Here is a 25,870-nt window from a genome sequence, read left to right as displayed (position 1 = left end):
GCACACGCGGACACCCGCACGACGCACCACACACCGCACACCGCACACCACTGAGGGGAACGACGCACACGTGGGCATCATCAGCTGGATCATCCTCGGCCTCGTCGCCGGGGTCATCGCCAAGGTCCTGCTCCCCGGACGCGACCCGGGCGGCCTGATAGGGACCACCCTCATCGGCGTCGCCGGCGCGTTCGTCGGCGGCTGGATCTCCTCGCACTTCCTCCACCGCCCGGTCGCGAACAGCTTCTTCGACCTGACGACGTGGATCGCGGCTGTCGGCGGCTCGCTCGTGCTGCTCGTCGGCTACCGCCTCCTCTTCGGCAACTCCCGCGACTGACGAGCCGGCCGGTCACCCATGGCCCCCGGCCCAGCGGCGTCATCGTCCGGGCCGGTGCGCCTCACGAGCGTCCCTCCGCGTGCGCCGGGCGGCGCCGGTGAGGTGCTGCTCCACGACGAGCGCGGCGCCCTCGTGGGCCAGGTCCGCTTCCGGCTGTGCGCACGCTGCCGCACGGGCCGGCTCCTCGGCATCTGGATCCTGGAGTCACGCCGGCAGGAAGGGCTCGGCCGGCGCGCCCTGCGGGTGACCCTGGCCCACGGCCCCGGCTACCGGTGGAACACCACCCTGCAGTCCAGACCCGGGCGGGGCTTCTTCCGCGCGGTGGCCGCACACGGTGCTGTCCCGCTGTCGCACGGCCGGCCGCTCTGCCCGCATCTGCTGGGCGGGCTCGGCCGCGTCCTGCGCCGCCTGGGGCCCCGCCCCTCAGCCCGCCCGCCCCACGACGAGCCATCGTGACGGAAGCTCGATGCGGGCGCCGTCCGGCGTGTACTCCGTGGTGGTGAGCGGGAGTTCGCCGCTCGCGAGCACGTCGAGGCCCGCGGAGCGTACGTAGTCGGGAACGGCCGCGTCCGAGACCTCGGCGGGCGCGAGGCCGTGCGAGAACACCGGCACCAGCTTGGGCGGCGGGCCCGCGGGACCCTGCGCGAGACCCATCAGGACGGGCCGGGCCGCCTCGGACAACTCCACCACGAAGGCACGGCCGCTCTCGCCGAGGAGCGCGGCGACGCCGTCGATCAGCGGCTGCCGGTCGGCCGCCTCGCACTGGTGCAGCACACCGCGCATGTACACGTTCGCGTCGCCGAGTTCGGCGTGCAGCTGCCGCGCCTCGGCCGGTTCGGTGGCGTCGATCTGCCGGAAGTCGGCCCGGCCCGCGGGGTCGGCGTGCCGGGCGTGGCCGAGGGCGGCGGCGGAGAGGTCCGCGCCGACGACGCGCGGGTAGCGGCCGGCGAGGAAGCGGGTCTGCGTACCGTTCCCGCAGCCCACGTCGACGAAGGGCAGCCCCGCGTTCGCCAGGTGCGGCTCCAGCAGGGCGAGATGGACGCTCGCGGTGAGGGCGGGCTCGGCGTCCCAGAAGACCCCGCCGGGTTCGTCGGAGGCGTCACGCCAGAAACTCTCCCAGGCATCCTGGTACCGACTCGTCACGCTCATCTGCAACTCCCGGAATGCGGTGGCACGGCATGATCGGTCTACCGCGCCCGGGCCCGCCCCACAAGCACCCGGCGCATTCCTTCACGCCCCATTCGATACGAGTACGCCCGGCTCACGCCCGAGGCGAACTAGCGGCGCGGCAATGCCAGTTCGCACCACACGGTCTTCCCGGAGCCCGTACGGCTGGTGCCCCACTCGCTCGCGAGGGCGCTCACCACGCGCAGGCCCCGCCCGAACTCGTCGCCCGGGCCCGCGCTGAGCAGCGTCGGCAGCTTCTGGTCGTCGTCCTCGACCTCGCACACCAGGGTTCCCGAGCGCACCAGGCGTACCTCGACCGTGCGGGTGCGGGCGTGCCGCACGGCGTTGGCGACGAGCTCACCGGCAAGCAGTTCGGCGGTGGCGGCGAGCGCGCCGAGGCCCCACGTCGTCAGCTGCTCGCGGACGAGTGCGCGGACGCGGGGCACTTCGGCGGGCTCGGGGGCGACGCTCCAGCGGGCGACGTCCTCGGGCGCGATGCCGTTGAGCCGGGCCATCAGGAGGGCGACGTCGTCCTTGCGGCCGCCGGCGGTGTTGAGGGATCTGATGATGGTGTCGCAGGCGGCGTCCATGGAGGCCGCGGGGTGGGCGGCGGACTCGCAGAGCGTGGCGAGGCCGACGCCGATGTCCTCGCCGCGCACCTCGACGAGCCCGTCGGTGCACAAGACGAGCCGGTCGCCGGGCGCCATCGGTACCCGTACGGACTCGAAGGGGACGCCGCCGACCCCGATGGGTGCTCCGGTGGGCAGTTCGAGCAGTTCGCTGCGGCCGTCCTCGGCGCGGACGAGGACCGGCGGGATGTGTCCGGCGTTCGCCAGTTCCAGCTCGTTGGCGATGGGGTCGTAGACCGCGTACAGGCAGGTCGCGAGGTAGTGCTCGCCGAGGCGCTGGGCGAGGTCGTCGAGGTTGCGCAGGAGCTGTGCCGGGGGCAGGTCGAGGGCGGCCATGGTCTGGACGGCGGTGCGCAACTGGCCCATCATCGCTGCCGAGTTGAGCCCGTGGCCCATGACGTCGCCGACGACGAGCGCGGTCCGTGAGCCGGGGAGCTTGACCGAGTCGAACCAGTCGCCGCCGACCCGTCCGAGGAGCGTGCCGGGCAGGTAGCGGGTGGCGATGTCGCAGCCGGGCATGCGGGGCTCGATGTGCGGCAGCATGCTGTCCTGGAGCGTCTCGGCGACGCTCTCCTGGTACGTGTACATGCGGGCGTTGTCGAGGACGAGGCCCGCGCGGGCGGCCAGTTCGGCGCCGGTGACGCGGTCCATGTCGTTGAAGACCGGGCGTTCCCGGTGGCGCAGCAGGATCATGAACCCGAGGACGACGTTACGGGCCTTGAGGGGCACGACCAGCATCGAGCGGTCGGTGATGAGGGGCCGGATGTCGCGCTTCTCGAACTGCGAGGCGATCGCGTTGCCCATCTCCTCGGTGATGCGCGGGACGAGGACGGGCTGGCCGCTGGTCATGCACTGGAAGAACGGCGTGTGCGCGGGGAACGGCATCGACTCGCCGACGGGCACGACGTCGTCCCAGCGGCCCGGCTCGTCCGTGTGCTCCAGGGCGACGCGGTGCCACATCGTCGTCGTGTCGGGCGGGCCTTCGGGGAACCCCTCGCCCGCGACGACCTGTTCGCGCAGATAGGTGCCGGCGACGTCCGTGAAGCGCGGTACGACGGCGCGGCTGACCTCGACGATCGTGCGCGACAGGTCGAGGGACGAACCGATGCGCCCGCTCACCTCGTTGAGGAACTCCAGGTGTTCGCGGACGGCCGCGTGCTCCAGGTCGGCGGCGTCGTCATCCGCATCGCCATCCGCGTCGTCGGGCGCGCGGCGCGGCGCGGGCAGTCCGGCGGCGGCCGCGCGGGCCGCCTCCTCTCTGCGGGCCTTGCGCTCGGCACGCCGGGGCACGCCCCAGTCGGCGGTGACGGGGACCCGGTCGTGGCGGCTGAACTCCAGTACGGGATAGCCGAGTTCGAGGACCTGGGAGACGATGCGGGCGCTCTCGCCGACGCTCATGCTGGGCAGGATGGCGGGGAGTCCGCGGGCCAGCTCGTCGGCCCCGGGGAGGTCGGTGTGCAGGGCGAAGCCGGGCGCGATGCGCTCCTGGGGGTCGCCCTCGGGCACGCCCTCGGCGCGCAGGCTCCCGGCGTCGGCGGCGAGGACGAGCAGCTTCTCGGGCCCGGGCCCGACGAGAGGGTAGGCCCACCACAGGACGTCGATGCGCTCACTGCCCGGGGCCGTGAGCCGGGCGCGGCCTGCCGCGGGATAGGAGGCCCGCCCGTCGAGCGAGGACTCCAGACCGGGCCCGAGGCCGTCGTACGCGCCGTCGATCCCGTACTCCGCGCCGCCGGCGCCGTCCGGCAGGATCCCGTACTTCGTGCCGCCGATGCCGTCCGGCAGGATCCCGTACTCCGTGCCGCGGGCGTCGTCCGGCAGGATCCCGTACCCCGTGCCGCCGGTGCCGTCCGGCAGGACCCCGTACGCCGCGCCGCCGGCCTCGTCCGGCAGGGCGCCGGAGACGGGCAGCAGGTCGGTGGCGGGGCGCCCGACCGCGTCCTCGCGCGCGGGCCCGAACAGACGGCGTGCGCCGGTGCTCCAGTGCGAGACGAGTCCCGCCCCGTCGACCACGACGACCGCCAGGGGTACGCGGCCCGGCACGGGGTTCCGCGAGGCTGTCCCGGTGCCACGGTGCATGGCCTGCGCTCCCTTCCCCCCGCGCGGCGACCGAGCGTCATCGGCTTGGCCCTTACCCGTTCCACGGTACGCGGAACGGGGTCATGGGGTGCCGCATCGGCCGAATTCAGGCGGCGTGGAGCCCGCCCGGACCGGATGGGTGGCCCACCCTCAACACTCAGTCCTCGTGGCCCAGTTGCAGATCGCGCTCGGTGCGGCCGCCGCCCGCCATGTGCAGCACGGTGGCGACCGGCGGGTATCCGGCGGCGATCACGGTGTACTCGCCCGACGACAGGTCGACGAAGCGGAAGGTGCCGTCGGCGCCGGTCGTGAGGGTGTCGACGACGTTGCCCGCGGCGTCGAGGAGGGTGACCCGCGCGTCCTCGACGGGACGGCCGCCGCCGGCCCGGACCGTGCCGCGCAGTACGGCGCCGCCGGCGAGTTCGATGTCCTGGCGGGTCTCACGCGCGGCCATCACCGTGACGGGGAGCGCGGCGGGCCGGAACGCGGGCGCGCTCCCGGCGAGCGTGTACTCGCCGGCCACCAACTCCGTGATGACGTAACCGCCTTCGCGCCCGCTGCGCGTGCCGGCGACGACCTCACCGTGGACGTTGGTCAGGGTCACGGCGGCGTCGCGCACGGGCGCGCCGTCGGCGGTCAGCACGCTTCCGGCGAGCCGCCCCGCGCCGCCGAGGACGACGTCGAGGTCCACGGGCCGCTCCCCCACGGTGACGGTCACGGCCTGCGGCTGGTGTCCGCCGGCCGCGGCGATCAGGACGTAACTGCCCGGCCCCGGGGTCGACAGGGCGTAGCGGCCGTCGTCGCCGCTCGCGCCGCGGCCGATCTGCCGGCCGCCGACGTCGATGAGGGTGAGCGCGGCGCGCGGCACGGCCGTCCCGTCGGAGTGCTGGACGATGCCGCAGACCGGCACCCCGGCGCCGGCCGACGTCCGGGACTGGGAGGGGACGGACGCGGGCTCGGTGCCCGTCGCTTGGTGGGGGGCGGCGCTGGACAACAGGGGTGTCTCCTTGAGGAAGAAGGCGATCACGAGGCCGAGGACGAGGACCGGGACGAGGTAGAGGAAGATCCTGGGCATCGCGTCGGCGTACGCCTGGATGTAGCCGTCGCGCAGCGCGGGCGGCAGGGCGTGGACGAGCTGCGGGGTGATGGACTCGGGGTCGGGCAGGCCCGCGCCCCTGGGCAGCCGGTCCCTGAGGGCACCGGCGAGCCGGTCGGCGAAGAGCGTGCCGAACACGGCCGCGCCGACGCTGCCGCCGATCTGCCGGAAGTAGTTGTGGGCGCTGGTCGCGGTGCCGATGTCGGCGGGGCGCACGGCGTTCTGCACGGCGAGGATCAGGACGGGCATGATCAGGCCGATGCCCGCGCCGAGTACGGCCATGTAGACGCTGTACTGCACCCGCGGGGTGTCCACTTCCAGGCGGGACAGGAACCACATGCCGACGGTGGACAGGGCCCCGCCGAGGAGGGGGTAGATCTTGTAGTGCCCGGTGTGGCTGATGAGTTGGCCGGAGAGGATCGAGGCGATGACGACGCCGCCCATCATCGGCAGCATGAGAAGCCCCGACTCGGTGGCGCTCGCGCCGTCGACCATCTGCAGGAAGGTCGGCAGGTAGCTGGCCGCGCCGAACAGGGCGACGCCGACGACCATCCCGACCAGGCCGGTGATGTTGAAGACCCGGTCGCGGAACAGCCGCAGCGGGATGAGGGGTTCGGCGGCGAAGCGCTCGGCGACGAGGAACAGGACGGACGACAGGGCCGCTCCGGCGCCGAGCCCCAGGATGACGCGCGAGCCCCAGGCGTACTCCGTGCCGCCCCAACTGGTCAGCAGGACGAGGCAGGTCGAGGCCGCCGCGAGCAGCAGGATGCCGAGGATGTCGAGCCTGGCCCGGGCCGCGGGGCGGGGCAGCGTGAGGACGGCGGTGACGACGGCGAACGTGACGAGCCCGAAGGGCACGTTGATGTAGAAGCACCAGCGCCAGGTGAGATGGTCGGTGAAGTAGCCGCCGAGCAGCGGGCCCGCGACGGACGCGAGGCCGAAGGCGGCGCCGATGAGGCCCATGTAGCGGCCGCGTTCGCGGGGCGGCACGATGTCCGCGATGATCGCCTGCACGCCGATCATGAGCCCGCCGGCCCCGATGCCCTGGACGGCGCGGAACGCGATGAGTTCGTCCATGCTGCGCGACCAGCCGGCCAGCGCGGAGCCGATCACGAAGACGGCGATGGCGAACTGGAAGACGCCCTTGCGGCCGAAGAGGTCGCCGAGCTTGCCGTAGACCGGCAGGCCGATGGTGGCGGTCAGGAGATAGGCGGTGATCGCCCAGGACATCTTGTCGAGACCGTGCAGCTCACCGACGATCTTCGGCAGCGCGGTGGCGACGATCATCTGGTCCAGGGCGGCGAGCAGCAGGGCCAGCATCAGCCCGACGAACACCATCCGCACCCGGCGCGGGCTCAGCCCGTGGACGGGGAACTGTGTCTGCCCCAGCGGCGGTTGGGGCTCCACCGGCGGCGCCTCGTCGGTCGCCGGCACCGCCTGCCGCTCGCCGGTCACCAGCGTCGTCGTGCCCACCTGTCGCTCCCCTCGTCGCGCCTGCGCCGCATATTTCTCGCATTACGCGACAACTGCGGGCAAGCGCGGCGAGGTGCGGTTCCGAGGGCCTCCGGGGCCGAATGCGCCGGTCGGAGCCCTACGGCGTACAACCGCGCGCGAACGGAAAACCACTCGAACCGGTGAGCACTACACCGGAGTTACTCCAGGGTCACCTCGGGGTCACTTCTCGACCTCGGCGGCGAGCTTCGCGAGCACGGCGTCGTAGATGCGGCCGAGGCCCTTGGGGGCGAAGGTCTTCTCGAAGAAGCCGCCGATGCCGCCGGCGCCGTTCCACACGGTGGTGACGACGACGCGGGAGGCGCCGTCGCCGGACGGGGTCACGCGCCAGGTGGTGACCATCGAGGAGTTGCGGTCCTTCTCGACGAGCTCGCCGTCGGTCGGCTCGGTCACCTCGAGGAGGCAGTCGCGGATCCGCTTGCTGGTCGCCTGGAGCTTCCAGTGGACGAGGGTGCCCTCGCCGTCACCGCCCTCGCGGACCTCGTACTCGCTGAAGTGCTCGGGCAGCAGCTTCGCGCGCGTGCCGCTGTAGTCGGCGAGAGCGTCGAACACGTCGTCCGGCTTGGCGGCGACGACCCGCTCCGTGGTGGCCTCGACCTGCGCCATGGCTCTTTCCTCCAGCAGTTCGGTGATCTCGGGGGGTTTCTCTGGGGTTTCTCGGGGTTTCCCGAGGTGGAGAGCCCAAGCCAACCACCCTCCGTATCCGCCACCAAATTCGGGGTCGCACGATCAAGGGAACATGTGTTCTATTCTGTGGCCGGCGCCGGCTACCGGGCGTCATTGCGTCAGGAGGCTCGATGCTCAGCACGTCAAACGCGGAATCGGCGTGGCGCGGCATGACGAGGTCGCTGGCGGCCGGGCCGCACGCCGCCGCGAGAAGCCACGCGAGGATCGCCTACTCGGTACTCATGCGGGGTGCGGCTCCCGAGGACAGGACGACGTCGAAGCCGGCGCCGGATCACCCGTCAGGCACATGAACTGACGGAGGAGTTCGGCATCGGACCCTCGCGCGCCGAAGCCCGCTCCCGCGGCCACCCGGCTCGCCCTCCCCCGGACCTCTGCACGCCAATCGGGTCAACTCTCGGCGGAACATGCCGTTTCGGGCCCGGATACGGGGACCATGCGGCGGGGGCCGTGGGCTCGCGGCCTCGAACCCTCGCCCCTGGGATGCCCCATGAACAAACGCGCAGCGGCCCTGTGCGGCGCCGCCACGGTGGTTGCCGGACTGCTCGCCGCCGCCCCGGCCTCGGCGGGTTCCGCCACGGTCCCCGCGACCTTCGCCCCGTCCGCCCCGCGCTCCGCCCTCACCTGGAAGGACTGCGGCACCAAGGACTATCCGGCGCTGCAGTGCTCGTCGGTGCGGGTACCGCTCGACCACGCGCGGCCCGGCGGCCGGCAGATCACGCTCGCGCTGTCGCGGATCCGGCACACCGCGAAGACGTCGCAGGGCCCGCTCCTGGTGAACCCCGGCGGCCCCGGCGGCAGCGGCCTGAAGCTGGCGGGCTTCGTCGCCGGCGGACTTCCCAAGAAGGTCGCGGCGCAGTACGACGTCGTGGGCTTCGACCCGCGCGGCGTCGGCAAGAGCAAGCCGGCCCTCGACTGCCGGCCGGGGTACTTCAAACCGGTGCGGCCGGCGAGCGTGCCGTCGTCCCCCGCCGTCGAGCGCGCCGGCCTCGACCGCGCGCAGGGGTTCGCGGCGGCGTGCGCGGCGAAGTACGCGGACGTGCTGCCGTACATCGACACGGTGAGCACCGCCAGGGACGTGGACGCGATCCGTGCGGCGCTCGGCGCGCCGAAGCTCAGCTACTTCGGCTACTCGTACGGCACCTACCTGGGCGCCGTCTACGCCAAGCTCTACCCGCACCGCGTGCGGCGCCTGGTGCTCGACTCGATCGTCGACCCGACGGGGGTCTGGTACGACGACAACATGAACCAGGACCACGCGTTCAACGCCCGCCACCAGGCGTTCCTCGCGTGGGTCGCGCAGCACGACACGACGTACAAGCTCGGCAAGGACCCCGCGAAGGTCGAGGCCGAGTGGTACGCGATGCGCGCCGCCGTGCAGAAGAAGCCGGCGGGCAAGAAGGTCGGGGCGGGCGAGCTGGAGGACACCTTCATCCCCGGCGGCTACTACGACGGCTACTGGCCCTATCTGGCCGAGGCGTTCGCGGCGTACGTGAAGGACAAGGACCCGGAGCCGCTCGTCAGGACGTACAAGAAGTTCGGCGCGGTCGACGCCGCGGGCGACAACGGCTACAGCGTCTACACGGCGGTGCAGTGCCGTGACGCGCGGTGGCCGCGCGACTGGAACACCTGGCATGCCGACAACTGGCAGGCGAACGAGAAGGCCCCCTTCTCCACCTGGAACAACGCCTGGTACAACGCGCCGTGCGCGTTCTGGCCGACGAGCCGCCTCGACCCGCCGGACGTCTCGAACGACGAACTGCCGCCGACGCTGCTCTTCCAGGCCACGGACGACGCGGCCACGCCGTACGAGGGCGGGGTCACCGTCCACCGCGAACTGCGCGGCTCCAGCCTGGTGGTCGAGGAGGGCGGCGGGAACCACGGCATCACCCTCAGCGGAAACACCTGCCTCGACCGCTACCTGACCGACTACCTGAGCACGGGCAAGACCCCCCACGGCACCGGCGAGGCCGACGCGGTCTGCAAGAAGCTCCCCGCCCCGAAACCGCTGACGAAAAAGGCCACCCCCACCCCGGCAACGGGCCCGAACGGCACCCGCCTGCACGGCCTCCTGGGCTTCCGCAGCTGAGCAGGTCGACCGGGGTGGCGTCGCCGTATGGGCCAGGATGGCGGCATGGACAGCCATCGGCCCCGCGACACCGCCCCGGTCCCGGCCGCCGGGATCCGCGTGCGGGACATGACCGACGCCGACTGCGAGGCGGTGGCCCGCATCCGGGTCCTCGGCTGGCAGACGGCGTACGCGGGCCTGATGCCGGCGGCTCATCTCGACGCGATGGACGTCGAGGAGGAGACGGCGCGGCGCCGGGAACTGCTGGCGCGCCGCGGCCCGTCGGTGGTGAATCTGGTCGCCGGGCGCGCGGGCGAGGTCGTCGGCTGGGCCTGTCACGGCCCGCTCCGCGACGACGATGCGCCGCCCGGGGACGCCGAGTTGTACGCGATCTACGTGCTGCCCGGCGTGCTGTCGACGGGCGTGGGCCGCGCTCTCCTGGAGGTCGTGCTGGAGCGGTGCGTCGCCTCCGGGCACGGGCGGGTCCGGCTGTGGGTGGTGGAGGGCAACGCCCGCGCCCGCCGCTTCTACGAACGCGCCGGATTCTCCCCGGACGGCGCCGAGGACACGTACGAGGTGGACGGGGTGCCCGTGCCGGAAGTCCGCTACTTGCGCCCTCTCGAGATGCCCTAGTCCTCCGTCGGGAGGCTCGCGAGCGCGTGGGCCGCCGACTTCGCGAGGGCCGGGTGGGCCAGGGTGGCGGTCAGCACCGGGCGGGCGCGGGGGTCGCCCAGGGCGGCGAGGCCCTCCACGCACGCGAGGGCCACCTTGCGGTAGGGGTCGTGGGGGCCGAGGCGTCGTTCCAGGGTGGCGATCAGAGCCGGCGCGGACTCGGGGGCGCGCAGGGCGGTCAGGAGCCGGACCGGGTGCAGGGCGTAGGCGATGCGCAGTTCGTTCGTGGCGAGGGCCGCCGCCGCGCGTGCGGTGCGGGGGTCGGCGAGGGCGGCCAGGGCGTGCGCGGCCGTGGCGCAGCGGGCCGGGTCGCGGTGGTTGAGCAGCAGGACGAGCGCCTCGAAGGCCCGGTGGTCACCGGCCACCCCGAGCCGGTACGCGGCCAGTTCGCGCGCCCACAGCGGCTGCCCGGGCGCGGTCAGTGCGGACGCGAGTTCGTCGTGGTCGCGGGTCGTCGCGAGGCGGTCGAGAAGGGGGGAGGCGGCGGACTCGGCCCGTAAGCGCTCCGTGACTGATCGCAACTCTTCGTCCATGCCGTCCAGCGTAGAGCGGCCGCGCGGCCCGGCGACGTAGATCACAGAGACTGGTGAACGCCGGGGGGTGGCGCGCTCGTTACTCGCCGGTTAATCTCAAGTGAGCGGGGCACACTCCCCGTATTCCACTCCTGGCGGCCTGGTGACGCAGCCGCCGAGGGTGTCAGTCGGTTCGGTGCCTCAGGTACCGCAGTACGGCGTGGCTCCGGGACAGGGCCCGCCGGATCTCCCTCTCATCGATTCAACCGGTTCAAGCGGTTAAAAGCGGTTCTTCGGAATCGACGTCGGAATCGGTATCGGTGGAGCGATCTACAGCGATCCGCCCTTCGCCGGACGTGTGCGTGCATTTTCCGTCCGGCTGTCCGGCTCGAACTCCCGCACTCCGTGCGCCTGTCGGCGTATCCGCGTGCGCCCCTCAGTCGTCACTCCTCCCTCCTGGAGTCCTCAGATGGACGCTCCTCTGTCCCCCGCTTCCCCGGCCACCCTCCCGACCGTCGCGGTCGTCGGTCTCGGCACGATGGGCACCGGCATCGCCGAGGTCCTCGCCCGCGCCGGCCGTGAGGTCATCGGCATCGACGTCAGCGAGGCCGCGGCCGCCCAGGCCGTCGCCGCGCTCGAGGCCTCGACGGCGCGTGCTGTGCGCCGCGAGCGCCTCACCGAGGACGAGCGCCGGGACGTCCTCGCCCGCTTCCGCACGTTCACGGACCTCCAGGCCGCGGCCGACGCCGACCTCGTCATCGAGGTGGCCCCGGAGTCGTACGAGATCAAGCAGCAGATCTTCCGTGACCTCGACTCCGTCGTGCGGCCGGAGACGATCCTCGCGACCGGCACGAACGCCCTGTCCGTGACGCGGCTCGCCGCCGATTCGGCCCGGCCCGAGCGCGTCCTCGGCCTGCACTTCTTCAACCCGGCACCCGCGATGAAGCTCGTCGAGGTGGTCTCCAGCGTGCTGACCGCGCCGACCGCCGTCGCCGCCGTCACCGACCTCGCGATCGAACTCGGCAAGGAGCCGGTCGCGGTGGGCGACCGGCCCGGTTTCGTCGCCGACGGTCTGCTGTTCGGCTACCTCAACCAGGCCGCCGCGATGTACGAGGCCAAGTACGCCTCCCGCGAGGACATCGACGCCGCGATGAAGCTGGGCTGCGGTCTGCCGATGGGCCCCCTCGCGCTGCTCGACCTGATCGGCATCGACACGGCGCGCCGGGTCCTCGACGCCATGTACGCCGAGTCCCGCGACCGCCTGCACGCTCCGGCCCCCGTCCTCAAGCAGCTCAGCGAGGCGGGCCTGACCGGCCGCAAGTCGGGGCGCGGCTTCTACACGTACGCGGAGCCGGGCGGCGCCGAGGTGGTGCGGGACGCGCTCACGCCGCTCGCGGGCGAGGCCGCCGAAGGGGCCAGGACGGTCCGCTCGGTCGGCGTCGCGGGCTCCGGGACGATGGCGTCCGGCATCGCGGAGGTGTTCGCGAAGGCCGGCTACGACGTGGTGCTCGCGGCCCGCAGCGAGGAGAAGGCGGAGAAGGCCAAGTCCCGTATCGGTAAGTCTCTTTCGCGTTCTGTCGACAAGGGCAGGATGACGGCGGAGGCGGCGGCGCAGACCCTGGAGCGGATCACTCCGGCGGGTTCGTACGACGCCTTCGCGGACGTCGACCTGGCCCTGGAGGCGGTGGCCGAGGACCTGGAGATCAAGCAGCAGCTCTTCGCGACGTTCGACAAGGTCTGCAAGCCGGGCGCGGTCCTGGCGACCACGACCTCGTCGCTGCCCGTCGTGGCCTGTGCCCGCGCGACCTCGCGCCCGCAGGACGTGATCGGCATGCACTTCTTCAACCCGGCGCCCGCGATGAAGCTCGTCGAGGTCGTGCGGACCGTGCTGACCGGCGACGACGTGCACGCCACGGTCCGCGAGGTGTGCGCGAAGATCCGCAAGCACCCGGTGGACTGCGGGGACCGCGCCGGCTTCATCGTGAACGCGCTCCTGTTCCCGTACCTGAACAACGCGATCAAGATGGTGCAGGAGCACTACGCGACGCTCGACGACATCGACGCCGCGATGAAGCTGGGCGGCGGCTATCCGATGGGGCCCTTCGAGCTCCTGGACGTGGTCGGCCTCGACGTCTCGCTGGCGATCGAGAAGGTCCTGCACCGCGAGTTCCGTGACCCGGGCCTGGCCCCCGCGCCGCTCCTGGAGCACCTGGTGGCCGCGGGCTGCCTCGGCCGCAAGACGGGCCGCGGCTTCCGCGAATATGCCCGGCGCTGATCTGCCCACGGGCAGCGGCGCCGACCTGCCCATGGGCAGCGGCGCGGGACGGCCCATGGACCGGGGCCCGGCCCCGCCCACGGACTGGGGCGGGCTGCTCCGCCCGCCCGCCCGCACTCCCCCCGCCCCCACCGGGGCCGGGGGGAGCCCCGCTCCGGCGCACGCCACCGCGCATATGCAGTACGTTCATGGCATGTCCAAGGCCGCCAAGTCCTCCCGTACGACGCCCACGCCCGACGCTCCGGAGAGCGCCGCGGGCACCCGCGCCGCCGCCCAGCGGCTCAAGATGCGCCGGGAGCTGGCGGCCGCGGCGATGGAACTCTTCGCGACCAAGGGCTACGAGGCCACGACGGTCGACGAGATCGCGGCCGCGGCGGGCGTCGCCCGGCGGACCTTCTTCCGTCACTTCCGTTCCAAGGAAGAGGCGATCTTCCCGGACCACGACGACACCCTGATCCGGGCGGAGGCGGTGCTCAACGCGGCGCCCGCGCACGAGCATCCGCTCGACACGGTGTGCCGCGGCATCAAGGAAGTCATGAAGATGTACGCGGCCTCGCCGGCCGTGTCGGTGGAGCGTTACCGGCTCACGCGCGAGGTACCGACCCTGCGCGAGCGGGAGATCGCCTCGGTGGCCCGCTACGAGCGCCTGTTCACCCGCTATCTCCTCGGCCACTTCGACGAGACGGCCCATCAGCACGGCAACGACGACCCATTGCTCGCCGAGGTCGCCGCGTCCGCCGTCGTCACCGCCCACAACCACGTGCTGCGGCGCTGGCTGCGGGCGGGCGGCCAGGGTGACGTGGAGAGCCAGCTCGACCACGCCTTCGCGATCGTCCGGCGCACCTTCGGCACCGGCATCGGCGCGGGCCACGACGCCTCGCCCGCCGCGACCCCGGCCACGGTCTCCCAGCGGGGCGAGGTCCTCGTCACGGTCGCCCGCACGGACGCCCCTCTCGAAGAGGTCATGAGGACCATCGAGAAGGCGCTCAGGGAGCGCCCGTAGGTACTTTTTGACCCGATTTACCCTGCGGTTTTGAGGGGGCGCTACCCATCGGTAGCGCCCCCTTCGTCATGGCCGCACCCCCTCCCACCTGCGGTGATCGATCATCGCTCAAAAAGTTGTGGCACCCAGTGTCTTGCCGACTGGCACGCGGTGCCATACGTTGATGTTGTCCGGGTGGCCGGGGCGCGGAGAACTTCCGTACGCCGGCTGTCCCCGCAAGCCACCCATCTCGTGGCGAGCGCGCCCGGACGCCTGCGTCACAGGCACACCTCCCGCGCCGACCAAGCGCTGCCGTAGCACCACCCGCCGAACCGACGGCACCTCTTCACCCACAGCAGCTCTCCACCCGACGTACCCCTCAACGTCCCCGCTGGGACGCATCGCCGGAGGCAACACCGTGAAGGAAATCCTGGACGCGATCCAGTCGCCGGAGTCGACCTCCGCCGACTTCGCCGCTCTGCCGCTCCCCGAGTCGTACCGCGCGATCACCGTGCACAAGGACGAGACCGAGATGTTCTCGGGCCTCGCCACCCGGGACAAGGACCCCCGCAAGTCCCTCCACCTGGACGACGTGCCGGTTCCCGAGCTCGGCCCGGGCGAGGCGCTCGTCGCCGTCATGGCCAGCTCCGTGAACTACAACTCCGTCTGGACCTCGATATTCGAGCCGATGTCGACGTTCGGGTTCCTGGAGCGCTACGGCAGGCTCAGCGAGCTCACCAAGCGCCACGACCTGCCGTACCACGTCATCGGCTCGGACCTCGCGGGTGTCGTGCTGCGCACCGGCCCCGGCGTGAACGCCTGGCAGCCGGGCGACGAGGTCGTCGCGCACTGTCTCTCCGTCGAGCTGGAGTCCTCGGACGGCCACAACGACACGATGCTCGACCCCGAGCAGCGCATCTGGGGCTTCGAGACGAACTTCGGCGGTCTCGCCGAGATCGCGCTCGTCAAGTCGAACCAGCTGATGCCGAAGCCGGACCACCTGAGCTGGGAGGAGGCGGCGGCCCCCGGGCTCGTCAACTCCACCGCGTACCGCCAGCTCGTCTCGCGCAACGGCGCCGGCATGAAGCAGGGCGACAACGTCCTGATCTGGGGCGCCAGCGGCGGCCTCGGCAGCTACGCGACGCAGTTCGCGCTCGCCGGCGGCGCCAACCCGATCTGTGTGGTCTCCAGCCCGGAGAAGGCCGCCATCTGTGAGGCCATGGGCGCCGAGGCGGTCATCGACCGCAACGCCGAGGGCTACAAGTTCTGGAAGGACGAGCACACCCAGGACCCGAAGGAGTGGAAGCGCTTCGGCAAGCGCATCCGCGAACTCACCGGCGGCGAGGACGTCGACATCGTCTTCGAGCACCCGGGCCGCGAGACCTTCGGCGCCTCGGTCTACGTGACGCGCAAGGGCGGCACGATCGTCACCTGCGCCTCGACGTCGGGCTACAACCACGAGTACGACAACCGCTACCTGTGGATGTCCCTCAAGAAGATCGTGGGCTCGCACTTCGCGAACTACCGCGAGGCGTGGGAGGCGAACCGCCTGGTCGCCAAGGGCAAGATCCACCCGACGCTCTCGAAGGTGTACTCCCTCGAGGACACCGGCCAGGCCGCCTACGACGTGCACCGCAACCTCCACCAGGGCAAGGTCGGCGTCCTCGCGCTGGCCCCCGAGGAGGGCCTGGGCGTGCGCGACCACGACAAGCGCGCCCAGCACATCGACGCCATCAACCGCTTCCGCAACATCTGAACTCCCGGGGGAGGAAACGCTGATGACTGAGCGCCAGAAAGATCGTCCGTGGCTCATGCGCACGTACGCCGGTCACTCCACGGCCGAGGCGTCCAACGAGCTGTACCGGCGCAACCTCGCCAAGGGCCAGACCGGCCTGTCGGTCGCGTTCGACCTGCCGACGCAGACCGGCTACGACCCGGACCACGTCCTCGCCCGCGGCGAGGTCGGCCGGGTCGGGGTGCCGGTCTCGCACCTCGGTGACATGCGCCGGCTGTTCCAGGACATCCCCCTGGAGCAGATGAACACCTCGATGACGATCAACGCCACCGCCATGTGGCTGCTGGCGCTCTATCAGGTCGTCGCCGAGGAGCAGGGTGCGGACATCACCCGGCTCCAGGGCACGACGCAGAACGACATCGTCAAGGAGTACCTGTCGCGGGGCACGCACGTGTTCCCGCCCGGGCCCTCCCTTCGGCTGACGACGGACATGATCGCGTACACCGTCAGCCACATGCCCAAGTGGAACCCGATCAACATCTGCAGCTACCACCTCCAGGAGGCCGGGGCCACCCCGGTCCAGGAGATCGCGTACGCGATGTCGACCGCGATCGCCGTCCTCGACGCCGTGCGCGACTCGGGTCAGGTCCCCGAGGAGAAGTTCGGCGACGTGGTCGCGCGTATCTCCTTCTTCGTGAACGCGGGCGTCCGCTTCGTCGAGGAGATGTGCAAGATGCGGGCGTTCGGCCGCATCTGGGACCAGGTGACCCGCGAGCGGTACGGCATCGAGAACGCGAAGCAGCGCCGCTTCCGGTACGGCGTCCAGGTCAACTCCCTGGGCCTGACCGAGGCGCAGCCCGAGAACAACGTCCAGCGCATCGTCCTGGAGATGCTCGCCGTCACGCTCTCGAAGGACGCCCGCGCGCGTGCCGTCCAACTCCCGGCCTGGAACGAGGCCCTCGGCCTGCCGAGGCCCTGGGACCAGCAGTGGTCGCTGCGTATCCAGCAGGTCCTCGCCCACGAGAGCGACCTCCTGGAGTACGAGGACATCTTCGCGGGCTCGCACGTCATCGAGAAGAAGGTCGACGAGCTCGTCGCCGACTCGATGGCCGAGATCGACCGGATCCAGGAGATGGGCGGCGCGATGGCCGCCGTCGAGTCGGGGTACCTCAAGTCCCAGCTCGTCTCCTCGCACGCGGAGCGCCGGGCCCGGATCGAGGCCGGCGACGAGAAGATCGTCGGCGTCAACATCTACGAGTCGACCGAGCCGAACCCGCTCACCGCCGACCTGGACACCGCGATCATGACGGTGGACCACGCCGTCGAGGCGAAGGTCGTGCGGGCCATCGGCGACTGGCGGACCACGCGTCAGGAGTCGAGCGAGCGCCAGGGCATGGGCGACCCGTTCCACTACCCGACGACCGGGCAGGCCATCGAGCGCCTGAAGGAGGCGGCCGCCGGTACGGACAACCTCATGGAGGCCACCCTGGAGTGCGCCCGCGCGGGTGTCACGACGGGCGAGTGGTCAGAGGCGCTGCGGGAGGTGTTCGGCGAGTTCCGCGCCCCCACGGGCGTCTCGTCGGCGCCGGTCGCGGTCACCGCGGAGGAGGGCACTCCGATGGCCCTCGTCCGCGAGAAGGTCCGCCGCACCGGCGACGAACTCGGCGGCAAGCTGCGCCTCCTCGTCGGCAAGCCGGGCCTCGACGGTCACTCGAACGGCGCCGAGCAGATCGCCGTCCGGGCCCGCGACGCCGGCTTCGAGGTGGTCTACCAGGGCATCAGGCTCACGCCCGAACAGATCGTGTCCGCCGCGCTCGCCGAGGACGTGCACTGCGTCGGCCTGTCGATCCTTTCCGGGTCGCACGCCGCGCTGGTGCCGGACGTCCTCGACCGGCTGCGCGACGCGGGCGCCTCCGACATTCCCGTCATCGTCGGCGGCATCATTCCCAACGGCGACGCCGAAGACCTGAAGCGCGCGGGTGTGGCCGCCGTCTTCACCCCCAAGGACTTCGGCATCACGGAGATCATCGGCCGTATCGTCGACGAGATCCGGAAAGCGAACCAGCTCGACCCTCTGGAGGTCCCCGCATGACCAGCCCCGTCAACCGTCTGCGTCCGCGCCGTTCGTGTCTCGCGGTGCCGGGTTCGAACCCGCGGTTCCTGGAGAAGGCCCAGGGCCTGGCCGCCGACCAGGTCTTCCTCGACCTGGAGGACGCCTGCGCGCCGCTCGCCAAGCCCGACGCCCGCCACACCATCGTCAAGTTCCTCAACGAGGGCGACTGGACCGGCAAGACGAGGGTCGTGCGCGTCAACGACTGGACCACGGAGTGGACCTACCGCGACGTCGTCACCGTCGTCGAGGGCGCGGGCAACAACCTCGACTGCATCATGCTCCCCAAGGTCCAGACGGCCGACCAGATCGTCGCCCTCGACCTGCTCCTGACGCAGATCGAGAAGACGATGGGCTTCGAGGTCGGCAAGATCGGCATCGAGGCGCAGATCGAGAACGCGCAGGGCCTCAACAACGTCAACGCCATCGCCACGGCCTCCCAGCGCGTGGAGACCATCATCTTCGGCCCGGCCGACTTCATGGCCTCCATCAACATGAAGTCCCTCGTCGTGGGCGAGCAGCCGCCCGGCTACACCGCGGACGCCTACCACTTCATCCTGATGAAGATCCTGATGGCGGCCCGCGCGAACAACCTCCAGGCGATCGACGGCCCCTACCTGCAGATCCGTAACCAGGAGGGCTACCGCGAGGTCGCGCAGCGCGCCGCGGCGCTCGGTTTCGACGGCAAGTGGGTCCTGCACCCCGACCAGGTCGCCGCCGCGAACGAGATCTTCTCCCCCTCCCAGGAGGACTTCGACCACGCCGAGCTGATCCTGGACGCGTACGACTACTACACCTCCGAGGCGGGCGGGAAGAAGGGCTCCGCGATGCTCGGCGACGAGATGATCGACGAGGCGAGCCGCAAGATGGCCCTGGTGATCTCGGGCAAGGGCCGCGCCGCCGGCATGACCCGCACCACCAGCTTCGAAGCCCCGGAGGCCTGAGCACCATGCAGTTCGGACGCACCTACGAGGAGTTCGAGGTCGGCGCGGTCTACAAGCACTGGCCCGGGAAGACCGTCACCGAGTACGACGACCACCTCTTCTGTCTCCTGACGATGAACCACCATCCGCTGCACATGGATGTGAATTACGCGGAGAACACGACCGACTTCGGCAAGAACGTCGTCGTGGGCAACTACATCTACTCCCTCCTGCTCGGCATGTCCGTACCGGACGTGTCCGGCAAGGCCATCGCCAACCTGGAGATCGAGTCGCTCAGGCACGTGGCGCCGACCTTCCACGGCGACACGATCTACGGCGAGACCACCGTCCTCGACAAGACGCCCTCCCGGTCGAAGAACGACCGCGGGATCGTCCACGTCGAGACGAAGGGCTACAAGCAGGACGGCACCCTCGTCTGCGTGTTCCGCCGCAAGGTCATGGTCCCCACCGAGACGTACATCAAGGAGCGCGGCGGCGAACAGCCCGGCCGCCCCCAGCTCAAGGAGCAGGAGAAGTAGCCATGGCGCGACTCGCCCAGACCGCCGGTCTGACCGACATCCAGCAGGAGATCCTCTCCACCGTCCGCGACTTCGTGGACAAGGAGATCATCCCGGTCGCCACCGAGCTGGAGCACCGCGACGAGTACCCGCAGCAGATCGTCGACGGCCTCAAGGAGTTGGGCCTCTTCGGGCTGATGATCCCCGAGGAGTACGGGGGCCTGGGTGAGTCACTTCTCACATACGCGCTCTGCGTCGAGGAGATAGCGCGTGGCTGGATGTCGGTCTCCGGCATCATCAACACCCATTTCATCGTCGCCTACATGCTGAAGCAGCACGGCACGCAGGAGCAGCGGGAGTACTTCCTGCCACGGATGGCGGCCGGCGAGGTGCGCGGCGCGTTCTCCATGTCGGAGCCGGGGCTCGGCTCCGACGTGTCGGCGATCACCTCGAAGGCGGTCCGGGACGGCGACGAGTACGTCCTCAACGGCCAGAAGATGTGGCTGACGAACGGCGGCACGTCCACGCTGGTCGCGGTGCTCACCCGCAGTGACGAAGGCCACCCCGAGGGGACGGCGCCCCACAAGTCGATGACGACGTTCCTCGTCGAGAAGGAGCCCGGCTTCGGAGAGGTCCGCCCCGGCCTCACGATCCCCGGGAAGATCGACAAGATGGGCTACAAGGGCGTCGACACCACCGAACTCATCATGGACGGACTGCGCATTCCGGCCAATCGGGTGCTCGGCGGCGAGACGGGCCGAGGGTTTTACCAAATGATGGACGGAGTCGAAGTCGGCCGCGTGAACGTCGCGGCACGTGGCTGCGGTGTCGCGCAGCGTGCCTTCGAACTGGGCGTCTCGTACGCCCAGCAGCGCCACACCTTCGGCAAGGCGATCGCCCAGCACCAGGCGATCCAGTTCAAGCTGGCCGAGATGGCTACCAAGGTCGAGGCCGCCCATGCGATGATGGTCAATGCAGCTCGCAAAAAGGATTCAGGGGAACGAAACGACCTGGAAGCAGGGATGGCGAAGTACCTCGCCTCCGAATACTGCAAGGAAGTGGTCGAGGACGCCTTCCGAATCCACGGCGGCTACGGCTTCTCCAAGGAGTACGAGATCGAGCGTCTCTACCGTGAGGCTCCGATGCTGCTCATCGGTGAAGGTACCGCCGAGATCCAGAAAATGATCATTGGCCGCCGCCTGCTCGAGGAGTATCGACTCCAGGGCTGAATGTCTGATTAGGGGTGTTTTGTTCGAGAAGAAGATCACACCCCGTCAGCACTCTTCGGCCGCCGACTCAGCTTCCTGGCTTGCCCAGTTGTGGCCCGCAACCGATAACATCCCGGAAAAGCCGCCGTCCCCCCGTACCGAGCGCGGCATCATCCGCTACGAAGGTCATCCATGCCCCACAGCCAAACCTCTGCACCACGCGACGGCGTCCTCGGTGGACGCATTGCGCGCGGAGCATCGCCGTGGCTCCTGCCGACCGTCGCCACCGCCGCCCTGAGCCTGGCCCGTTCGCGCCGTTCCAAGAAGGCCGCCGCAGTCGCCGTACCCGCCACCGCTCTGGCGGCCGGCATGCTGTGGTTCTTCCGCGACCCCGAGCGTGAGATCGCCTCGGGCCGGGTCATCTCCCCGGCCGACGGCGTGGTGCAGAGCATCATGCCGTGGAAGGACGGACGGACCCGGGTCGCGATCTTCATGAGCCCGCTGAACGTCCACGTCAACCGCGCGCCCCTGGCGGGCACGGTGACGTCCGTGGAGCACATCCCCGGCGGGTACGTCCCGGCGTTCAACAAGGAGAGCGAGAACAACGAGCGCGTTGTCTGGCACTTCGACACCGAGCTCGGCGACATCGAGATGATCCAGATCGCCGGCGCCGTGGCCCGACGCATCGTCCCCTACATCCCGCAGGGCACGAAGGTCGAGCAGGGCGAGCGCATCGGTCTGATCCGCTTCGGGTCGCGCGTCGACATCTACCTCCCCGAGGGTGTCGAGGTCGCGGTCGAGGTCGGTCAGAAGACCGTGGCTGGGGTGACTCGCATTGACCGTGACTGATCCAGAGACGCAGGCCGGCTGGGTGCCCGAGGCCGAGGAGGCGGACGAAGCGGAGGAAATGCCGCTCTCACTCCGTCTGTCGATAGCGGACACCCTCACGCTCGGCAACGCCACGTGCGGCTTCATGGCGGTGTACTTCACCACCACCGGGATCCTGATCCCGCACCTCCAGGGCAGCGCCGAGTCCGGCATGGCCCGGCACAGCGCGGCCACGGCCGTGATCCTGATGCTGGCCGCGGCGATCTTCGACCTGTTCGACGGCCTGGTGGCGCGCAAGCTCCGCTCGTCGCCGATGGGTGCCGAGCTGGACAACCTCTCGGACCTCATCAGCTTCGGGCTCGCGCCCGCGTACTTCGTGCTCGTCTACGGCATGGTCGCCGACGACGCGCATCAGCGGGTGGCGGCGGTGGGCGCCATCGTGGTGCTCCTGGCCGTCGTGCTGAGGCTCGCGAGATTCTCGTGCGTGACGGTCAAGGACGGCACCTTCCAGGGCATGCCGAGCCCCTTCGGGGCGCTCACGGTCGTGTCGATCGTGCTCCTGGAGCTGCCGTTCGTGGCGACGGTCCTGGCGATCGTCGGGACGGCCTGGCTGATGGTGAGCCGGGTCGAGTACCCGAAGCCGCGGGGTCCCCTCGCGGTGGCGATGCTGGGGTGGATCGTGGCGGCGATGGGGCTCCTGGCGGCCTGGGCGTTCGACGCCCCCGGCGGCCAGCTCCTGCTCCAGACCGGCTGCGCGCTGCAGCTCGTCCTGGGCGCCGTGATCCCGCTCTTCGCGACGGCCCGGAGGGTGAACAACTTCCGGGGCAACCGCCGCGAGGCGCGTGCCGCGCAGCTGCCGTAACCCGTATTCCCGTACTGCGTACTCCGTACGTGACGGAAGGCCCCGGACCAGCTGGTCCGGGGCCTTCCGCATGTCTGCGTGTGCGTCTCAGCGCGGTGGGTGCACGCCGATGCCGTGGACGTCCGGGCGGACGAGGACCTTCACGTGGTCGTCGGGGGTGCGCAGGGTGTCCAGGGCCGCGCCGACCCCGCCCAGGCCCACCTCGCCGGTGATCAGGGCGGCCGCGTCCACCGTCCCGTCCGCGATGCGTCCGAGGGTGCGGGCGAACTCCTCGGGCGGGTACGCCATGCACATGGTCACGGTGATGTCCTTGTAGATGCCGACGACGGGACGGAACACGTCCTCCGTCATGCACGCGCCGATGAGCAGGACCTTCGTCGAGCGGGGCGCCCGGTGCAGGACCGTGTTGAACATGCCGGCCTTCCCGGAGCACTCCAGGACCGTGAGCGCCTGCCCCGGCTCCGACGCCTCGCTCCAGACGTCGAACGGGTCCCCGGCCCCCGGGTCGACCGTCACGTGCGCGCCGAAGCGCTCCGCGAGGGCGCGGCGGCGCGGGGACGGCTCCGAGACGACGACGGGCGCCACGCCCCGCTCCACGAGCGCCGCGGTGGCGCCGAGGCCGATGGGGCCCGCCCCGATGACGACGGCTCCCGAGCCGGGCGGGGGCGCGGCGCGGGCGACGTTGCCGAAGCCGACGGCTAGGGGCTCGGTGAGCGCGGCCACCGGGGCCGGCACGTGCTCGGGCACCGGGACGAGCGCCGCCTCCTGGAGGACGACGCGCTCCCCGAAGCCGCCGGGGAACGTGCTCGAGTAGCCGACCGTACGCAGCGTGCCACCGGCGTCGAGGGCCCAGGGCAGGCCCACGACGGTCCTGCCCTGCCACTCCCCCGGGCTGAGCACCCGCGCGCACAGCTCGTGGCCCATCACCAGATCGGCGTCGGGATCGAACAGGAACGCCCCGCCACCTCAGCCTCGACGAACCGCCCACCCCGCAACACGGCGGCCCGCATCATGGCGGTCACCGCCCGGCTCCCGCGTCGTGGGTGGCGGCGGCGTCTCGGGGGGCGCCCGTGTCCTGGGTGGCGCGCACGTCCCGGGCAGGGCCCCGGTCAGCGAACACCCGGCCACGGCCCGGGCCCGGCACCCCGGCCCCGACGAACCACCCACCCCGCAACACGGCGGCCTGGGCGACGCCCATGTACCGGGCGGCGGCCGGCTGAGCGAACACCCGGCCACGGCCCGGGCCCGGCACCCCGGCCCCGACGAACCACCCACCCCGCAACACGGCGGCCTGGGCGACGCCCATGTACCGGGCGGCGCGCACGTCCCGGGCAGCGGCCGGCTCAGCGAGCACCCGGTCAGGGCCCGGGCCCGGCACCCCGGCCCCGACGAACCGCCCACCCCGCAACACGGCGGCCCGCATCACGCCGGTCACCGCCCGGCTCCCGCGTCGTGGGTGGCGGCTGCGTCTCGGGGGGCGTCCGTGTCCTGGGGGGTGCCCGTCACCGCCGCCTCTATCGCCTGGCGCATCGCGCCGATGAAGCGTTCGCTGTTCGCGTTGGCCCAGGACATGGAGGCGTCGCGGCGGCGGTTCGCGCCGGTGAAGTGGGGGACCACGTATTCGGCGAACAGTTCGTAGCTGCGCAGCTTCGCCGTCGGGGTGCCGGTGGGCAGGTCGAGCAGGAGGAGCGTGCCGAAGCCGCCGGAGGCCTCGGTGAGCGCCTCGATGCGGGCGATCGCGTCGTCGGGGGTGCCGATGGTGGCGATGCCGAAGGTCGGGAAACCTTCGGTGGTCCAGTGCTCCACGGCGCCCTCGGCGGTCCTGCCCCACGGCAGCTCGACGCCCGCGAGGCCCTCGATGTAGCGCACGATGTGCCGCACTCCGTACGCCGCCTGTTCCCGGGCCTCGGCGCGGGTGTCGGCCAGGTGCATCGGGACGACGAGCCGCCAGTCGTCGCGGTCCGCCGTGTGGCCGTGACGGGCGCAGGACTTCTCGTACGCCGCCCAGTTCCCGTTCAGGGCCGCGAGGCCCGCCGGGTCCGCGGCGGCGAGGGAGAGCAGGCCGATGCCGTGCCGGCCCGCCTGCACGGAGCCGGTCGGCGAGACGGTGGAGGCCACGGCCATCTCCAGGCCGCCGGGCCGGTAGGGCGCCAGCTGGAGCCGTGCCTCGTCGAGCGTGAACCAGTCCGTGCGGGCCGTGACGGTCTCGCCGCGCACAAGCCGTACGACGGCGTCCAGGGCGTCCGCCATCATGGCGCGCTGGCGCAGCGGGTCGATGCCCATCATGAACGCGTCCGAGGCGAGCTGGCCGGGGCCCGCCCCGAACATCACGCGGCCCCGGGTCTGGTGGTCGAGCTGGATCAGCCGGTCCGCGAGGATCAGCGGGTGGTGGTACGGCAGCGAGTTCACGCCCGTGCCGAGGCGGATGGTGCGGGTGTGCTCGGCGGCCGCGGCGATGAAGACCTCGGGCGAGGCGATGGTCTCGTAGCCCGCGGAGTGGTGCTCGCCGATCCACGCCTCCTCGTAGCCGAGCGCGTCGAGGTGGCGGACGAGGTCGAGGTCGCGGCGGATCTGGACCGACGGGCTGCCGTCGGTGCCGTGGTACGGCGCGATGAACGCGCCGAAGCGGAGCGGGCCGCGGGGACTGCTCGGTGGATGCACGCGTACGCCTTTCGTCGGGACGGACGTTGGACATAAGGTCGAGCATCTTGCTTCTTACGTCCTACATCCGGGCGTCACGCAGGTCAACAGACAGGGAGGTGGCCGGAGTTGGAGGGGGCACCACGGACGCGGCGGCGCGCGGACGGCTCGCCGAGCGCGCGGACGCTGCTGCTGACCGTGCTCGGCGAGTACGTGCGCTATCCCGGCGACGAGCGCGTCATGGCGGGGGCCGTCGTGGGCGCGCTCGGCGCCTGCGGGGTCGGTGAGGCGGCGACGCGGCGGGCGCTGACGCGGCTCGTGCGGGAGGGCTGGCTGCGGACGGAGCCCGTGGGGCGCCGCACGCGCGTCGTCCTGGAACCGCGCCTGGTCACCCTGCTCACGGCGTGGACACACCGCCTCGAACGGGCGGTCGAGGAGACACCGTGGCACGGCGAGTGGCAGCAACTGCTGCTGCGGGTACCGGCGGAGGCGTGGCGGGACCGGGCCCTGGTCGAGGAACAGCTGGCCTTCGAGGGGTTCGGGCCGCTGGGCCAGGGGGTGTGGGTCGCGGCGGACGCCGGGGGCGTACCGGCGCTGCGCGCGCTGCTCGCCGACCAGGGGCTCGCCCCGTACGCGCTCTGGCTCACGTCCCGCGCGGACGACGACGCCGAACTGGTGCGCAGGGCCTGGGACTTGGATGCCGTGCGCGCGGCGCACGAGGAGTTCGTGGCGCGCTTTCGCGGGGTGCGGGCCGGCTCCGCCGAGGAGGCGTTCGTCGCGCGGACGCGGCTCGTGCACGCCTGGCGCGGCACGTTCGCGCGCGACTCCCGGCTCCCCGGAGCGCTGCTCCCCACGGACTGGCCCGGCCACACGGCGACCCGTCTCTTCGTCGACACATGGCGCGCGGTGCGTGCGCCGGCCGACGAGCACTGGCGGAGCCTCGCGCAGGGCCGGGGCGGGCCTTCGGAACACGGCCTGGGTGACGTGGGACCGGAGTGAGGTGGGACCGGAGTGACATAGGACCCGGGCGACACAG

Annotated in this window: 22 protein-coding genes; 14 read left to right on the top strand and 8 right to left on the bottom strand. The window is 71.4% G+C overall.

Annotated features, from left to right (window positions below; all coding sequences use genetic code 11):
- Positions 1-70 precede the first annotated feature (70 nt).
- Positions 71-337 carry a GlsB/YeaQ/YmgE family stress response membrane protein gene (locus EOT10_RS02430; protein WP_127826331.1) on the top strand — a complete coding sequence of 89 codons (267 nt, stop codon included), beginning with the start codon at positions 71-73 and terminating at the stop codon, positions 335-337.
- 54 nt (positions 338-391) lie between these two features.
- Positions 392-793 (top strand): hypothetical protein, encoded by a 402-nt coding sequence (locus EOT10_RS02425; protein ID WP_127826330.1) that lies wholly within the window; start codon positions 392-394, stop codon positions 791-793.
- On the opposite strand, the gene EOT10_RS02420 is transcribed toward EOT10_RS02425, so the two are convergent.
- From EOT10_RS02420 to EOT10_RS02405, 4 genes are all read right to left on the bottom strand, one after another.
- The gene (locus EOT10_RS02420; RefSeq protein ID WP_127826329.1) at positions 761-1,486 is read right to left on the bottom strand and encodes a class I SAM-dependent methyltransferase; all 726 of its coding nucleotides are present in this window, start codon (positions 1,484-1,486) and stop codon (positions 761-763) included. The two genes, EOT10_RS02425 and EOT10_RS02420, sit on opposite strands and share 33 nt — an antisense overlap.
- A gap of 128 nt (positions 1,487-1,614) precedes the next feature.
- On the bottom strand, positions 1,615-4,209 hold the full coding sequence (locus EOT10_RS02415) for a SpoIIE family protein phosphatase (protein WP_127826328.1): 2,595 nt from the start codon (positions 4,207-4,209) through the stop codon (positions 1,615-1,617).
- A gap of 157 nt (positions 4,210-4,366) precedes the next feature.
- Positions 4,367-6,778 carry an MFS transporter gene (locus EOT10_RS02410; RefSeq protein ID WP_189490999.1) on the bottom strand — a complete coding sequence of 804 codons (2,412 nt, stop codon included), beginning with the start codon at positions 6,776-6,778 and terminating at the stop codon, positions 4,367-4,369.
- A 201-nt stretch (positions 6,779-6,979) separates the two neighbouring features.
- Positions 6,980-7,423 (bottom strand): SRPBCC family protein, encoded by a 444-nt coding sequence (locus EOT10_RS02405; protein ID WP_127826327.1) that lies wholly within the window; start codon positions 7,421-7,423, stop codon positions 6,980-6,982.
- A 568-nt stretch (positions 7,424-7,991) separates the two neighbouring features.
- On the opposite strand from EOT10_RS02405, the gene EOT10_RS02400 reads away from it, so the two are divergent.
- Both EOT10_RS02400 and EOT10_RS02395 read left to right on the top strand, forming a co-directional pair.
- Positions 7,992-9,590, top strand: coding sequence for an alpha/beta hydrolase (locus EOT10_RS02400; RefSeq protein ID WP_127826326.1), 1,599 nt, complete (start codon positions 7,992-7,994; stop codon positions 9,588-9,590).
- Between the two features lie 45 nt (positions 9,591-9,635).
- Positions 9,636-10,202 carry a GNAT family N-acetyltransferase gene (locus EOT10_RS02395; RefSeq protein ID WP_127826325.1) on the top strand — a complete coding sequence of 189 codons (567 nt, stop codon included), beginning with the start codon at positions 9,636-9,638 and terminating at the stop codon, positions 10,200-10,202.
- On the opposite strand, the gene EOT10_RS02390 is transcribed toward EOT10_RS02395, so the two are convergent.
- The gene (locus EOT10_RS02390) at positions 10,199-10,774 is read right to left on the bottom strand and encodes an adenylosuccinate lyase (RefSeq protein WP_127826324.1); all 576 of its coding nucleotides are present in this window, start codon (positions 10,772-10,774) and stop codon (positions 10,199-10,201) included. The two genes, EOT10_RS02395 and EOT10_RS02390, sit on opposite strands and share 4 nt — an antisense overlap.
- Positions 10,775-11,222: 448 nt before the next feature.
- On the opposite strand from EOT10_RS02390, the gene EOT10_RS02385 reads away from it, so the two are divergent.
- The 9 genes from EOT10_RS02385 to pssA all read left to right on the top strand — a co-directional run bounded on the left by EOT10_RS02385 (position 11,223) and on the right by pssA (position 22,194).
- Positions 11,223-13,028: a 3-hydroxyacyl-CoA dehydrogenase family protein gene (locus tag EOT10_RS02385; RefSeq protein WP_127826323.1), complete on the top strand. Its 1,806-nt coding sequence runs from the start codon at positions 11,223-11,225 to the stop codon at positions 13,026-13,028.
- Between the two features lie 175 nt (positions 13,029-13,203).
- A complete protein-coding gene (locus EOT10_RS02380; protein WP_189491140.1) occupies positions 13,204-14,031 on the top strand; it encodes a TetR family transcriptional regulator in 828 nt (275 codons plus the stop codon).
- Positions 14,032-14,428: 397 nt separating this feature from the next.
- Entirely contained in the window at positions 14,429-15,766 is a 1,338-nt protein-coding gene (gene ccrA, locus EOT10_RS02375; RefSeq protein WP_127826322.1) for a crotonyl-CoA carboxylase/reductase, read from the top strand.
- Between the two features lie 22 nt (positions 15,767-15,788).
- The gene (locus EOT10_RS02370; RefSeq protein WP_127826321.1) at positions 15,789-17,837 is read left to right on the top strand and encodes a protein meaA; all 2,049 of its coding nucleotides are present in this window, start codon (positions 15,789-15,791) and stop codon (positions 17,835-17,837) included.
- Complete coding sequence (locus tag EOT10_RS02365; RefSeq protein WP_127826320.1) at positions 17,834-18,799, top strand: HpcH/HpaI aldolase/citrate lyase family protein; 966 nt, start codon at positions 17,834-17,836, stop codon at positions 18,797-18,799. The genes EOT10_RS02370 and EOT10_RS02365 overlap by 4 nt, the downstream gene beginning before the upstream one ends.
- Before the next feature lie 5 nt (positions 18,800-18,804).
- A complete protein-coding gene (locus tag EOT10_RS02360) occupies positions 18,805-19,317 on the top strand; it encodes a MaoC family dehydratase (protein WP_127826319.1) in 513 nt (170 codons plus the stop codon).
- A gap of 2 nt (positions 19,318-19,319) precedes the next feature.
- A complete protein-coding gene (locus tag EOT10_RS02355; protein WP_127826318.1) occupies positions 19,320-20,525 on the top strand; it encodes an acyl-CoA dehydrogenase family protein in 1,206 nt (401 codons plus the stop codon).
- Between the two features lie 171 nt (positions 20,526-20,696).
- Positions 20,697-21,353 carry a phosphatidylserine decarboxylase gene (locus EOT10_RS02350; RefSeq protein WP_127826317.1) on the top strand — a complete coding sequence of 219 codons (657 nt, stop codon included), beginning with the start codon at positions 20,697-20,699 and terminating at the stop codon, positions 21,351-21,353.
- Positions 21,340-22,194, top strand: coding sequence for a CDP-diacylglycerol--serine O-phosphatidyltransferase (gene pssA / locus EOT10_RS02345; RefSeq protein ID WP_127826316.1), 855 nt, complete (start codon positions 21,340-21,342; stop codon positions 22,192-22,194). The genes EOT10_RS02350 and pssA overlap by 14 nt, the downstream gene beginning before the upstream one ends.
- A gap of 87 nt (positions 22,195-22,281) precedes the next feature.
- Here pssA and EOT10_RS02340 read toward each other — a convergent pair whose 3' ends face one another.
- The 3 genes from EOT10_RS02340 to EOT10_RS02330 form a co-directional block, all read right to left on the bottom strand.
- Positions 22,282-23,118, bottom strand: coding sequence for a zinc-binding dehydrogenase (locus EOT10_RS02340; protein WP_127826315.1), 837 nt, complete (start codon positions 23,116-23,118; stop codon positions 22,282-22,284).
- A gap of 94 nt (positions 23,119-23,212) precedes the next feature.
- A complete protein-coding gene (locus EOT10_RS02335) occupies positions 23,213-23,629 on the bottom strand; it encodes a hypothetical protein (RefSeq protein WP_127826314.1) in 417 nt (138 codons plus the stop codon).
- Positions 23,626-24,855, bottom strand: a complete 1,230-nt coding sequence (locus tag EOT10_RS02330; protein WP_127826313.1) for an LLM class flavin-dependent oxidoreductase — start codon at positions 24,853-24,855, stop codon at positions 23,626-23,628. The genes EOT10_RS02335 and EOT10_RS02330 overlap by 4 nt, the downstream gene beginning before the upstream one ends.
- A 108-nt stretch (positions 24,856-24,963) precedes the next feature.
- Between EOT10_RS02330 and EOT10_RS02325 the strand changes: the two genes are divergently transcribed.
- Positions 24,964-25,833, top strand: coding sequence for a PaaX family transcriptional regulator (locus EOT10_RS02325; RefSeq protein ID WP_127826312.1), 870 nt, complete (start codon positions 24,964-24,966; stop codon positions 25,831-25,833).
- Positions 25,834-25,870 lie beyond the last annotated feature (37 nt).

The organism is Streptomyces antnestii (genome assembly GCF_004005495.1).
Taxonomy (GTDB): Bacteria; Actinomycetota; Actinomycetes; order Streptomycetales; family Streptomycetaceae; genus Streptomyces; species Streptomyces antnestii.
Note: the sequence above shows the minus strand (reverse complement) of the source record. Positions and strands in the feature narration are given on the sequence as shown.